Origin of the sequence: Rhizobium subbaraonis, assembly GCF_900220975.1 — a bacterium.
Classification (GTDB): Bacteria; Pseudomonadota; Alphaproteobacteria; order Rhizobiales; family Rhizobiaceae; genus Mycoplana; species Mycoplana subbaraonis.
The window spans coordinates 125,999-137,546 of the sequence record NZ_OBQD01000016.1 but is presented as its reverse complement, the minus strand read 5'-3'; the positions used below and the strand labels follow the sequence as shown (position 1 = coordinate 137,546).

General features: G+C 61.9%; 13 protein-coding genes and 1 pseudogene. 2 read left to right on the top strand and 12 right to left on the bottom strand.

The window, feature by feature from the left end; genetic code table 11:
- The first annotated feature begins 500 nt into the window (after positions 1-500).
- On the top strand, positions 501-779 hold the full coding sequence (locus CRO48_RS22760; RefSeq protein ID WP_046802236.1) for an HU family DNA-binding protein: 279 nt from the start codon (positions 501-503) through the stop codon (positions 777-779).
- 109 nt (positions 780-888) lie between these two features.
- On the opposite strand, the gene CRO48_RS22755 is transcribed toward CRO48_RS22760, so the two are convergent.
- The 12 genes and pseudogenes from CRO48_RS22755 to CRO48_RS22700 all read right to left on the bottom strand — a co-directional run bounded on the left by CRO48_RS22755 (position 889) and on the right by CRO48_RS22700 (position 10,171).
- Entirely contained in the window at positions 889-1,203 is a 315-nt protein-coding gene (locus CRO48_RS22755; RefSeq protein ID WP_035226669.1) for a DUF736 domain-containing protein, read from the bottom strand.
- Between the two features lie 561 nt (positions 1,204-1,764).
- A complete protein-coding gene (locus CRO48_RS32680; protein ID WP_210202020.1) occupies positions 1,765-2,040 on the bottom strand; it encodes a hypothetical protein in 276 nt (91 codons plus the stop codon).
- Between the two features lie 58 nt (positions 2,041-2,098).
- Positions 2,099-2,701, bottom strand: a pseudogene (locus CRO48_RS22745) (hypothetical protein); the annotation flags it as partial.
- A complete protein-coding gene (locus CRO48_RS22740) occupies positions 2,682-3,140 on the bottom strand; it encodes a hypothetical protein (RefSeq protein ID WP_046802237.1) in 459 nt (152 codons plus the stop codon). The pseudogene CRO48_RS22745 and the gene CRO48_RS22740, both read right to left, overlap by 20 nt.
- Before the next feature lie 68 nt (positions 3,141-3,208).
- Complete coding sequence (locus tag CRO48_RS22735) at positions 3,209-4,138, bottom strand: ArdC family protein (RefSeq protein WP_097142061.1); 930 nt, start codon at positions 4,136-4,138, stop codon at positions 3,209-3,211.
- A 301-nt stretch (positions 4,139-4,439) separates the two neighbouring features.
- Positions 4,440-4,874 carry a ProQ/FINO family protein gene (locus CRO48_RS22730; RefSeq protein ID WP_046802239.1) on the bottom strand — a complete coding sequence of 145 codons (435 nt, stop codon included), beginning with the start codon at positions 4,872-4,874 and terminating at the stop codon, positions 4,440-4,442.
- A 138-nt stretch (positions 4,875-5,012) separates the two neighbouring features.
- Positions 5,013-5,612 (bottom strand): hypothetical protein, encoded by a 600-nt coding sequence (locus tag CRO48_RS22725; RefSeq protein ID WP_046802240.1) that lies wholly within the window; start codon positions 5,610-5,612, stop codon positions 5,013-5,015.
- Positions 5,613-6,021: 409 nt separating this feature from the next.
- Complete coding sequence (locus CRO48_RS22720; RefSeq protein ID WP_046802241.1) at positions 6,022-6,357, bottom strand: hypothetical protein; 336 nt, start codon at positions 6,355-6,357, stop codon at positions 6,022-6,024.
- Entirely contained in the window at positions 6,354-7,244 is an 891-nt protein-coding gene (locus tag CRO48_RS22715) for a DUF7007 domain-containing protein (RefSeq protein ID WP_046802242.1), read from the bottom strand. The genes CRO48_RS22720 and CRO48_RS22715 overlap by 4 nt, the downstream gene beginning before the upstream one ends.
- Positions 7,241-7,714, bottom strand: coding sequence for a hypothetical protein (locus CRO48_RS22710; protein ID WP_046802243.1), 474 nt, complete (start codon positions 7,712-7,714; stop codon positions 7,241-7,243). The genes CRO48_RS22715 and CRO48_RS22710 overlap by 4 nt, the downstream gene beginning before the upstream one ends.
- A gap of 96 nt (positions 7,715-7,810) precedes the next feature.
- On the bottom strand, positions 7,811-8,284 hold the full coding sequence (locus CRO48_RS22705) for a hypothetical protein (protein ID WP_046802244.1): 474 nt from the start codon (positions 8,282-8,284) through the stop codon (positions 7,811-7,813).
- Positions 8,285-8,380: 96 nt separating this feature from the next.
- The gene (locus CRO48_RS22700; protein WP_097142060.1) at positions 8,381-10,171 is read right to left on the bottom strand and encodes a ParB/RepB/Spo0J family partition protein; all 1,791 of its coding nucleotides are present in this window, start codon (positions 10,169-10,171) and stop codon (positions 8,381-8,383) included.
- A 634-nt stretch (positions 10,172-10,805) separates the two neighbouring features.
- On the opposite strand from CRO48_RS22700, the gene CRO48_RS22695 reads away from it, so the two are divergent.
- Complete coding sequence (locus CRO48_RS22695; RefSeq protein WP_046802246.1) at positions 10,806-11,546, top strand: NYN domain-containing protein; 741 nt, start codon at positions 10,806-10,808, stop codon at positions 11,544-11,546.
- Positions 11,547-11,548: the final 2 nt, after the last annotated feature.

The following is an 11,548-nucleotide window of genomic DNA, read 5'->3' as shown; positions in this document are numbered from 1 at the left end:
CAAAGCCTAGGTTCCCCCAGAGCCTTGAGCTCGACAAATTGATTGGCTCTCCATCCGCGGACTTCATCAGGGCCAGTGGCTACAATGCCACGATAGAAGGCCGGACACATGACTGAACCTGACCGATCCCATCGATACAAAAGTCTTGCATTCCACGGGCCGTCCACACATGGGGGAACCATGCGTCCTTGAGGCCGTCATTTCCGAACGGCACAATGGGACGATCTGAGCAGACCCCACCTCTCCGTATGGCACTGGAAAGAAGCAAGTGGGTTCGATACCCGCCTGCATCTTCATCGTATCGGGAGAGACCGAACCTGTTCGTCGGCCTTGTACCATTGGACGGGGGTAGATGGCCCACCGGGCCTCAGGGACGCCCGAAGACGCATAATTCCTGTGGTTTTCGCGTCTTTTCGGGCGAATGCGGATATATCGCCCCTATCGTTGCCAAATCTTCAACTTCATACCGGAAGGTGTGAAACACGAGGAGCCATTATATTATGACCACGACCAACGAAATTGCAGACAAGATCGCGTCCGAGCAGAACCTGAGCAAGGCGCAGGCCAAGGCGATTGTGGAGAGCGTCTTCCGGCAGATTTCCGAGGCGGCGCTGGCCGGTGCGGAGACGTCCATTCCGAGCTTTGGCAAATTCAAGCTGAAGGAAACGCCGGAGCGCGAGGGCCGCAACCCGGCAACCGGCGCAACGATCAAGATCGCTGCCGCGAAGAAGCTGACGTTTACGCCGGGCAAGGCCGTGAAGGACGCACTCAACGCCTGAGGCATCCCCATGACAATGGCAAAGCCGGATCCCTGCGCACTGCCCGGATCCGGCTTTGTCGCGTCTTGCGAACGACCCCGCCTCGCGGCGGGGCCATTTGTGGACCCCGTCATGCGGCCTCGCGGTTCGGGCGGGACCAGACGAGGACGTAGTCGCCTTCTTTTTCGGCCGGCCACAGGGCGGCGTTGATCGGGGCGTTGAAGCTCGGATCGTCGAGCTTCAAGGAGATGTAGGGCTCGCCGTTGGCCGAAACCGAGTTCCAGCCGGCTCCCACTTCGGCGGCGCCAGAGGTGACGCGGAAATCCGGGGCGTCGCGGGAGACGCGCTCGATGGGATTGAGGCGGGCCTTCATTGCGACGGTTAGAGTGCGAACGTTGCCGACGATGGTGTTGCCGTTGGTGGTGAATTCGCCGATGACTGCCATGACTTGGTTCCTTTCGTGTGATCGGGCTGCGCCCATCGCTGCCTCGATGACGGTGTAAGGACCGGGAGCGATCGGCACTGCACCCCTTCAGGGGCCGGAACGCAGTGGAGGGCGGCTGGAGCGGGCTATTTTGTTTCGCGATGCAAAGCCCGGCTCGCCGGGCGGCGGAAAATAGTCCGGACCGGTCGTTGCGGTCGGCCGATCGAGCCGCAGGCGCCTTGCGGTCACACCAGTTCCATCGAGGTCTGCGTGGGTGCACCGGTGTCAAGGGCGTAGGAACCTGGCAGGGCGCGGGGTCTCGGCGGTCCCCGGCTTCGAACGGACTCTTTCGGTGGCACGGACTTTCGGGATCGGCCGCATGCTGGCGCTTTCGTCTGGCGACGACTTTTTCCGGGACGTCGGATTTCCCGCCTGCCCCTCCCGCTGCGTTTGAGGCAGCGCACGGGTGGACTTCACCGACTCACGGCACAGCTCACCTCATCCATGTGACGCGTCAGCGGCGGCACCGGATATCTGCCGTCGGCAACCCTGCCGAAAGGGATGAAGACCGCCTTGTCCGGTTCACCGCGGATCAGAACGCGGGGTGTCATGTCCGGGGGCGCCATCGCCGACTTCTGCCTCTGAGGCACGGGTCGCGCTCGCCCGCTCGCACCGGGCTCCTGTCAGACGCGCGATCCGATAGAGATGCCCGGCATAGACGGCAACGGCTTTCCAGTAGACCGCCATCGGCGCCTTGTTCTGTCGCCAGCTCCGTTCGGCGCGCTCTCGCGCGTCGAACGACAGCTCCCGCAGAAGCTCTGCCAGAACCGCACGCGCTTCCGGTGACAGGGATCGCATTTTTTGCGCCGCGGGCAGTCTCAGAAGAGGGTTGCGCACTTCGGCGCTGGAGGATCGATCAGACACCGCACATACCCTCGCATTCATTCGGCCACAGATCGAGCTGGCCGTGGTCTGCGGCCGTCGACAGGTCCGCCTCTTCAAGTGGCACGGCGGAGCGATGGAGAAAGACCTTGCCGCGAATGCCGCGCAATCCGCTGCGAATGGCGCGGTCGACGTCGACCGCATCGATCCAGGCATCGGTGTCGTGATCGCGCATGAAGCGCCAGCGTGCATCGTCATGGAAGGGGCACCCGATGCAGGCGGATTTCGGGGGCTCGGGATAGTCATGGCGGCGCAGCCACGCAAGGCAGTCGCGTCGGCTCATGCGCTGTTCAATCAGTGGCCAGCGATTGGCTTGCCATGCCTCCCGGCTTGGTTTCATCCTGATGACTTCATCTGTCGAGATGCCGATCCATTGTTCCACAACCGGTTCGCCGGGAGACCTCCGGCGTGTGAGCCCTGCAAGCTCGGGTACCTTCCTGCGGATCGGAACGATCTTGTAGTCGGAGGTGCATTGGCGTCGGATCATGCCGATCGAGATTGTCTCGCTCCTGGTCTGACGGGTGGCGACTGTGACGATTTCACCGTCCTCATCTTCATCAAGGATCGGCACAGCGGCGCAGGTCGCGTCGCATCAAGCCGATGGATCGATTGATCTCCGTGATCCGGGCATCGCCTGTGACATAGCCCGCTTTGCTAAACAGATCGACAAGGTGCCGCATGACGTCGAGATAGTGATACCCGCCGGTGAGCCCGACATCGCAAAAGGCAAATTTCCGATGCTCGGTGAACGAGGCGATGTGCATTCCCGGATGTTCGCCGGAGGGCATGACGCGGACATGAGAAGTGGGACGCGACCAGCGTGTTCCGAGATCGCCGCTCTTCATCGCAGCGACCATCGTTTCGGTCATACGGGCATCGTAGATCTCGATCGGCATTTCTGCGGCCCCGAAGCCGAGATGGGCGGAAAGAACTGCGACTTGCGCCTTCTGCCTTCGCGGATCGACCGTGCGCAGCGTCGGCCAGAGCGGGCCATCGTAGCGGTCGATGGTCGGCATGTATCGAGGACCGTCTCGTTTGGTCGCCGAGCACGCGAGGATGGGCAATCTCATGTAAGGGATGGCCATCACGCAGCCTCCCTGTGTTCAGCGCCGTTCGGCTGCAAGCCATGCAGATAGGCGGTGGCGCCTTGCGCGTGGGCCGCCGCCTGGAAGATTGCACGCTTGTCTTCGCCCAGCACCTTCAACCATGAGTGGAGGTAACTTGCATGATCGGGCCGTGGTTCGAGCTCGGGGGAGATTCCCAGGTCTGCGGCTAGGAAAACGCTTCCCAGCTCGGCAATCAGCTCTTCGCGGCTGCGCTCCGATCTGTCCTTGGCATAGCGGCTGAGGTCGCGTCCGACCCTCTCCGGACTTGCAGTCCAATGGGTTGCCTCATGACTCAGGGTTGCATAGTAGCTGGCCGCATCCTTGAACGTCTCGAAGGGTGGCATCTGGATGTAGTCCATGACCGGCGAATAATAGGCCTGGCTACCGCCATGCCGGATAAGGGCCCCGGTGCGGCGAAAGAACCGGTCAACCTGTTCGAGGCGCTCGACGGGATCGATCTGCACGACCGGATGATGGTAATAATGGTCGGGCAGACCGTCGATCTGTTCGACATTGAATACGCTGTAGGCCTTCAGGAACGGGATCTCCCGATCGACCTCGCCGCCCTTTCCATCGTCCTCGGACTTTGTGAAGCGGCTGGCGAAGACGACGGTGGAACCGGTCTCGCCCTTGCGCACGGCAGCATCCAGCTGCAAGGCCTGTTTGAACGTCATCCAGGTCTGTGAGGCAAAGCCTCGCGCGATACCCTCCGACCACAACAGGAGGACGTTCATGCCGGAATAGGGCTGTCCGTTGTGGCGCAGCGGCCGGGTAACCCGACCAGCGGCGTTGGCGGAACTCCAGGGTTTCATCCACGGCCGGACGCCCTTTTCCAGATCGGCAACGATCCGGTTGGTGATCCGGGAATAGATATCGCTTCGATCGCTGTGTTCTTCTTTCCTGTTCATTTTTCTTTGCCCTCCATTCAGGAGGCCGCGCCATTGCGGCCCCGTCGCGGAGGGACCGTGGCAGGAGCTGTCAGGGGGCGGGCCGCACCGGAACGGCCGCAACGCAGTGGAGGACGGCGCAGCCGTTGCGGCTTGCCGCCGGCTCCTGCAGGACCGACAGCAAGGACGGGGCCGCATTGCAGCGACCTTTCAAAGCCTGTTGTTCATCGATGCGTTCACGGCGGCGGCGCCACCCACGACTGCCTTCAACCGAAGACCACAATAGGGTCGAGCACTGTCAGCGTGACGGCGGTGGATGGGTTCAACCCTGTTGGGTACCGCTGATGCCGGCAATATCGGCTTGCAATTTTCTTTGGCGGCGGATTTCCGTCACGCGCCGTTGCGCCGCCATTCTGTCGTCGGCACTGACCGGCGATGTCGGGCGCCCGGCAATATCGTGGCGCATGGCATCCGGCTGGGCGCAGGCCAGCAGGTAATTTTTTGCCGCCGCGTAGGCGGCGACAGCGCGGCGAAGACGGATCCTGGCGATTCCAGGCTGAAGTCGGGCACTGAATTGCTCGAAGATGCCGATCTCGAATGGCAAAACCGGATCAGTTTCCTTTCGCGGAAGGATCGCCGCAACGTCGATCAGCAATTCGTTGATGGCAGCAGCTTTTTTGAGATCATTGGCACTGGCAGTAACCGGGCCTTGCGAGGTGGTCCAGGGTTTCACTTCGGACGCCTGTTCGTTATTCATGTCATCCCCATCGATAACGCCGTCCAGGGGATATAGTGACAAACTGCGACGGTTAAACGGCTGCACGGCGAAACTGGCCGAGGCGGGCACCGCTATAGGCACAAAAAAAGCGGGGCCGAAGCCCCGCCATCAAGCGGATCAGTCGAAAGCCGCCAACTGCGCGGCCGCAGCCTTGCGGTCGAGATTTTGTCCGGGATTTTCGACCGGGCGGTCGAACGGCTTCCAGCTTTCACCGACCACCTGTTCATAGGCTGCGACGGCACCTTCGGCCGCCATCCGCAGCGCGTGGGACTGTATGGCCATGTCCGCGGCAAACTCGCGTTTGCGCTGGGCGGCGCTGTCGTAACCAACCGGACCATCGAGGTCCTCATCGCGGGCGTCATTGGCCGCCTTGGCCGTCGCATCGCGAGCTTCGGTGACGGCGCGGCTGTAAAACTGTCCCGCACCATGAGCGGACCCGACATAGGCGCCGACGACACGCTGGAGATGGATCTGCATCGCCCGCTCGCCCAGGCCCTCAGAAAGGCTGTCTGCGGTTTCGATGATCAGCCGCTCATGCAGGTCGCGGATGCCGTCGCTATCGACGACGGCGGTCCCGAAGCTTTCGGCGATCAGTAGCGCCTGCGCGGTATCGGGGCAAGTGAGCCGAACCATTTCGAGGGTTGCACCCTTGCGGAGCTGGACGACGCGCGCCGACGGGCGGGGGGACTGACGGGAGGGGGTTGCGGACTTGGCCATGAGGGTTTCCTTCTCGGGTTTCCTCCGGGGACCCGAAGCGACCCCTTGCCGCTCCGTCCCTCGGGTGCGGTCTGGAAAAGCCGGCGGAATGACGGTTGCTTCAGGGTCCGGGGCGGCCATGGCGAGCGTCATCGGCCTGCGGCCAAGCGGGGTGTAGCCCTGCGCGGGACGCGGGCTGGTGATGAGAGGCAGGCTGTTCCGGCCGCCCCGCGGCGCGATAGCGGCCTTGAAGCAAACGGCCGCCGGATTAGGCCGCAACACAACCGAGGGGCGGAGCGGCAAGGGGCCGAAGGCATCATCGGAAAGGCGTGGTGGGATACCCGCCTGACAATGACGCGCCCTCACCACAGTTGGCGATCACCGAGTCAGCACCCCGCGTCCCCTTCGCAAGACCGTCCCTGTGAGCCGCTCACGCAACCCTGCGGCCGGCCTCTTCGCCGAGTTTTCGTCGCAGCGTGTCGATGGCCTGCTCCTGGCGAGCCAGTTTGCCTGTGAGGCCATCGAGTTCCAGACGCCTTTCGAATTGCAGGCGATCGAGATGCGCACGGAACACCGTCTCGTCGTTGCGGCTCCTTCGTGACCCTGTCCGTTTGCGGGCGAGGTGTCTGGCTTTCGCCTTCTGCGTGATCGCGATGCGTTCGGCGCGGCCGGCGATCTGCCGGTGAACGCGATCGAGATGATGCCGGGTCTCGCGATGTGCTGCCTCCATGCGGGTCAACAACATGCGAGGGCTGATGGGTTTCATGCGGCCGTCCTCCCCGGGTCCCAGCCGATGAAGCTGGAGGGGCCGTCATAGGGCTGATGTCGGTCCATATCGATGACGAAGCCGAACGGACTTCTCGTCGCATATTCGGGACTGGGCACGAGATACCGGCGCTCCAAGGCATCGAGGTCTCGCCTGCCGCCGAGTGTGGCGATCACTTCGGTCATGCCGGCATGGTGGCTGGAGAGGATCGCTGAAATCACGACCCAGTCATCTGCATGCCCCTCGTCGAAAAGCCTGCGCGCCTTGGCCCAGGACTCGGCAGGGTCAAGGATGCAGCCGTGGATCGTTTCCCACGCGTCAGGCCATGTATTGCGGATCGTATCGCCGGCGATACGGCGTTCATAGGTGGTGAACAGATCCGGGAACGTCAGTGCGACGATCGCCCATTCGGCATCTTCTTCGTACCACCGGCTTTCTTTACGCAGCGCCGGGTGGATCAGGTCATTCCGTTCCACCGACAGATGGAAGCCGCCGTGGCCTGCCGTCATGTGCGACGTCACGCCCTCGGCATAAACCGTCGCCATTTGCGAGGCGCCCCATGGCGTGCTGCGGGCCATTCGTGTCTGCACACGGTTGAGGGTCGAAAGCTCGCGACGATGCTGGGCCGTCTCAAACACCCGGTCACGGAATGCGTTCTCGTCGGCCAACCGGCCTTCATGCCCGTAAAAGTCCTCTCGCCTCATCTCGGTAAGCGGCCTGGATATCCGCCAGGCACTGGCGAGGAAGCCGTCGCCCTTGGGGAACGGCAGCATGGCAAGCGTAATGTCGCCGATACGGGCGACCGGAAAGTCCTCCGCGCTGCGCGCGAACTCTACCCCTGAATCTTCTGGGATTATTGCGGGATCGGTGGTGACGGGGTCGTTCATGCTGCCCTCCCTTCGATCCGATCGGCGGCGATTTCGTCCGCGGTCACCTCGACGATTGTCGTGACGGCGAAACCACAGTTCTTTACCCAGACGTCGGCATGTTCGCGGCTCGAGGCGAGATGGAGGAGTTCGGCATCTGCACCGGCGCCGTCGAAAATGCGGAAGGAACCGACCGCGGGGCGATCGACAATCATAAAGTGGAAGGTGCTGTCGACAGGAAACGTCCTGAAGTCGGGGCCGATAACGGCGCCGAGATCGTCGATACCGTCCGTGGCGACCTTGAAGCTCGCCGGGACGAGTGACTGACCCATGACAGAATGGCTGCGTTTGCGCACCAGCCGTCCCTCGGCATTGTCGCGTTTCCATCCGGCAAGCGCGCGGATGTGGTTCTCCGGCGGACGCGGCTTGCCATCCGTCCAGCAGATAGTGGAACCGACCGGCACGCGGTCGAAGATCATGAGTGCGGACATCAATGTCCTCCTTTTCATTGCAAGGGTCGAAACAGGAGCGCCGCCGGACAAGGTCCGACGGCGGAAGGCCTCTTCGAGGCGGGAAGGATGGGCAGCTTACGCGGCAGCCTGCTCCGCAGAAGGGCTCTCTTGGGTGCGTTCGACGTCTTCCAGGACGGCGTGCGGATGCCGGTGGCGGGTGAGCCATTCTTCAGCTGCGGAGCGATTGGCAGCGACATGAACGAGCTCCGCGCCCTCGCCGGCACGATCGAAGATCCGCACCGAGCCGATCGCGGGACGTTCGACCACTGAAAAACTCAGGGAGCACGCTCCGACGTCGAAGGTACGATAGACGCGAAGCACGATGGTGCCGTTGCTGCCGTGGTCACCTTCATGGATGGTGAAGCAATCGGGCGCGGTATAGCTACCGCGGGTCTGGGTGGGCTGCTTGCGGATCAGTCGGCCGGAGCTGTTTCTGGTCTTCCACGCGGCAAGCTTTTTCTTGTGACGCTCCGGCGGACGTGGTGTGCCATCGGACCAGGAAACAACGGAACCGATGGGGACGAGTTTGAAAACGAGAGACGCAGACATTCGATTTCTCCTGTGGTTTGAGAGGCTGGAAACGAAACCGCCGCCGGTGATAAGCCGGCGGCGGAAGTTGGTCTGGAACTGGGTGAGGTGAAGCGGCTACTCGGCGGCGATGCCGTAGGCGCTGTCGTCATCGTCAGGCGTGGCAGCGTCCGATCCGTCAGTATCAGCCGGACCCTGATCCGGTTCATCATCGCTGGCTTCGGACGGCTCACCGTCGGCAGCCTCAGTGCCAGTTTCGGCATCATCAGAGACTTCAAACTCCTCCTCGTCGCTGCCCGGACCGTCATCATCGATGTCGATGACCTCGCCGCGCTTGATCAGGTCTGCGACGTCGCCGGCTTCCGGTGCGAAGAGAGCCGACGGGTGCACGAAATGCCCGTCCTGATAGTGGTCAACCAGCGCAGCGCGGGTTTCCCGCACCTTCTGGCGCGGAAGAACCGAAGCCTCCTTGCAGGATGCCTCCAGCGCCTGACGCGACAAGCAAAGCAGGAAGTCTTCGGTGCCCATGTTCGGCAGATAGCCGTCTGCCCCGATGGCATCGCCGGCGATCCGGGAAATGACCCCGCTGTTCGACATGCCGCGCCGGCATGACAGCACCTCGACAAGCGTCGAGCGGGCAACCACCCGCAGGGTGTCGAGATCGAAGGACAGTTTGCCGTTCTCATCGATCAGGCGGACAACATGGCGGGCAAAGCGTTTCTGGCCAAAGACAGTGTCCCCGGCGCCGGAATCGACGCGAACGTTGGTGCCTGCGAAGGCAAGGACGAGCAACGCCAGCAAAGTGTCGTCCTCAATCGGTGCGCGGCCGAGTGCCTCATGCAGGGCGTCCGTGCGAAAGTCCCCGACCATGTCGAGGCCCTTTTGCGTGACATCGGGACGTGGCTTTGCACTGACGATCGTATCGTCGTCGACATCGCCGGCACCACCCGCCGTCGCACCACTGGCGGCCTTCGGCTTCTTCACTTCGGGAAGACGATAATAGACCGTCTGCACTTTACCATCACGATCGAGATAGATGCCGGCATGGTCCGATTTCTGCGGCTTGCCGTAGACGCGATCGGCCTTCCTGGGCAGCTCGGGCTGTCCCCAGGAATTGACCTCGACGATGGCACCGCGCTTGGGCAGGTTGGCGGTCATCCATTCGTGCTGCGCACCGAGGAAGCCTTCGACATTGGTCGTGTAGCGCGTATCCTCGTCAGCTGGTGCGAACAGGTCTTCGACCCATTCGATGCCGTAAGCCGTTGCGAGATCATCACCGAAGCTGGCATCCTTGGCATACAGGCGCTTCTTCGTAAGCGCGCTGGCAATCTGGTGCCAGGATGCCCGCTCGCCCTTCTTCGGCTTGTTGGCCTTCCACACCTGCTTCTGTTCTTCGACGCTGGCGGACGCGATGGTCCGCAACTGCTGCTCGGACGGCATGTCGCCAAGCGCCATCTGATCGAGCATCGCAGGCAACACATTGGCGAGAAGCCTGAGCTTGCGAACCTGCCGCACATGCAATGTGAGGGCAAGAGCGATGGCTTCCTCTGTCCAGCCGAGAGCCACGAGCCGTTCGATGCCGCGCCATTGATCAACCGGATTGAGCGGCTCGCGCGCGATGTTTTCCACCATGGAGCGCATGGCGCCATTGTCGTTTGCCGCGTCGGCGACGAGAACCTGAATCTCCTCAAGCCCAGCGGCGATCGCCTGGCGCACGCGGCGATGACCGATATCGATGATATAGCCGTTACCGCCGCCCTGTTCTGGTTCGACGACAGGCGGCTGGATGATCCCGACGGCCTTGATGGTAGCCAAAAGCAGGGCATCTGCCTGTGGCGAAGATTTCGACTGACGGGTCTTGTCGGGATTGTCTTTCAGCGCGCGTGGATCGAGCGTGACAAGATACATGGGTTTCTCCTTGACCGGATACGGAGTGGCCCTTTGCCACTCCTGTTCGTGTCTTCTTTTTTCCGAAGACATCTTCCGGACCGCGGGGCGGCCGGACCGGCGCAACTGCGGCCGAGCGTCCCTGCAGCGAAGGATGAGCGGGACCGAAGGCCCTGCGAAGAACGAGTTGCCGGGATGCGGCAGGCGGCGGTTGAGCGTGAGCGTCGGCGGGAGGACCGATCTGCGACCGGTTTCTTCTCCCCCCTTTTCTTCCTTCCCATTCATTTGACGCGAAGACGCCATCGCCCACAGTGCTTGTGGCAGGAGTGCTCGCAGCTCTGTAATGAGGACAAAAAAAATGGGCCGTCGAAAACCGAGGCCCATGAAGTGTGGAGATATTGAACCTCCAGAGGGGAACAGCTGCTGCGACGGAACTGGGAGGTAACCGTCAAATGCATCAGCTATGCGCTATATGACTATTTTTTAACCACAAGAAAACCAATTATTGTGCAATGCAGCCATGCAAATGCTGCGCTGCCTGTCCAGCTTTCCACGGCCGATGCGATATCGGCGCAGTTAGGCATCACGAACAAGACGGTTGCAAGACAACACCGGCTCGGTGATGCTGGCTCCCGGTCAATCAGGATCCTGAAGCATGGCAGAACCCAGATCGCCGCGGCTTGCGGTGCTCATCGACGCTGACAACGCGTCCGCGAAAATCGTCGACGGGTTGTTCGAAGAGATTGCCAAGGTCGGCAAAGCGAGCGTTCGACGCATCTATGGCGACTTCGCGAGTGCCCGTTCAAAGGCGTGGATCGACGTTCTCGCGAGACACGCGATCATTCCCCAGCAACAGTTCGCCTACACGACCGGCAAGAACGCTTCCGACATCACGCTTGTCATCGACGCGATGGATCTCCTGCACAGCGGCCGCTTCGACGGTTTTTGCCTTGTGTCGTCGGACAGCGATTTTACCCGACTTGCCTCGCGCATCCGAGAGCAAGGCGTCGACGTTTTCGGTTTCGGCGAACAGAAGACGCCTGAGAGTTTCCGGCAGGCATGCCGGCGTTTCATCTATACCGAAAATCTGTTGCCCGCAGCCCCGGCGAACGGAGCCGATGCGACGCAGGCGACAGCTTCTCTTCAACCTCCGAGCGCCGCCACGCCCATCATCAGGAAGGTCATCGCCCAGATGGAAAGCGAAGATGGATGGGTGCCGCTCGGCGCGGTCGGCAATCAACTTGCAAATCTGGCGTCCGATTTCGATCCGCGAACCTATGGGTTTCGGAAGCTGAGCGATCTCGTCCGGAAAACGAATGCCTTCGATATTGACCTTGCAGAGGGCCGCCCGCTCCGTATCCGGGTCAAGCAGAAGTCATCCGGGAAAAAGAGCTGAGG

Bases quoted from the DNA above. Each gene is read 5' to 3' on its own strand.
- CRO48_RS22760 (WP_046802236.1), top strand. From the start codon at position 501: ATGACCACGACCAACGAAATTGCAGACAAGATCGCGTCCGAGCAGAAC.
- CRO48_RS22755 (WP_035226669.1), bottom strand. From the start codon at position 1,203: ATGGCAGTCATCGGCGAATTCACCACCAACGGCAACACCATCGTCGGC.
- CRO48_RS32680 (WP_210202020.1), bottom strand. From the start codon at position 2,040: ATGCGATCCCTGTCACCGGAAGCGCGTGCGGTTCTGGCAGAGCTTCTG.
- CRO48_RS22740 (WP_046802237.1), bottom strand. From the start codon at position 3,140: ATGCCGACCATCGACCGCTACGATGGCCCGCTCTGGCCGACGCTGCGC.
- CRO48_RS22735 (WP_097142061.1), bottom strand. From the start codon at position 4,138: ATGAACAGGAAAGAAGAACACAGCGATCGAAGCGATATCTATTCCCGG.
- CRO48_RS22730 (WP_046802239.1), bottom strand. From the start codon at position 4,874: ATGAATAACGAACAGGCGTCCGAAGTGAAACCCTGGACCACCTCGCAA.
- CRO48_RS22725 (WP_046802240.1), bottom strand. From the start codon at position 5,612: ATGGCCAAGTCCGCAACCCCCTCCCGTCAGTCCCCCCGCCCGTCGGCG.
- CRO48_RS22720 (WP_046802241.1), bottom strand. From the start codon at position 6,357: ATGAAACCCATCAGCCCTCGCATGTTGTTGACCCGCATGGAGGCAGCA.
- CRO48_RS22715 (WP_046802242.1), bottom strand. From the start codon at position 7,244: ATGAACGACCCCGTCACCACCGATCCCGCAATAATCCCAGAAGATTCA.
- CRO48_RS22710 (WP_046802243.1), bottom strand. From the start codon at position 7,714: ATGTCCGCACTCATGATCTTCGACCGCGTGCCGGTCGGTTCCACTATC.
- CRO48_RS22705 (WP_046802244.1), bottom strand. From the start codon at position 8,284: ATGTCTGCGTCTCTCGTTTTCAAACTCGTCCCCATCGGTTCCGTTGTT.
- CRO48_RS22700 (WP_097142060.1), bottom strand. From the start codon at position 10,171: ATGTATCTTGTCACGCTCGATCCACGCGCGCTGAAAGACAATCCCGAC.
- CRO48_RS22695 (WP_046802246.1), top strand. From the start codon at position 10,806: ATGGCAGAACCCAGATCGCCGCGGCTTGCGGTGCTCATCGACGCTGAC.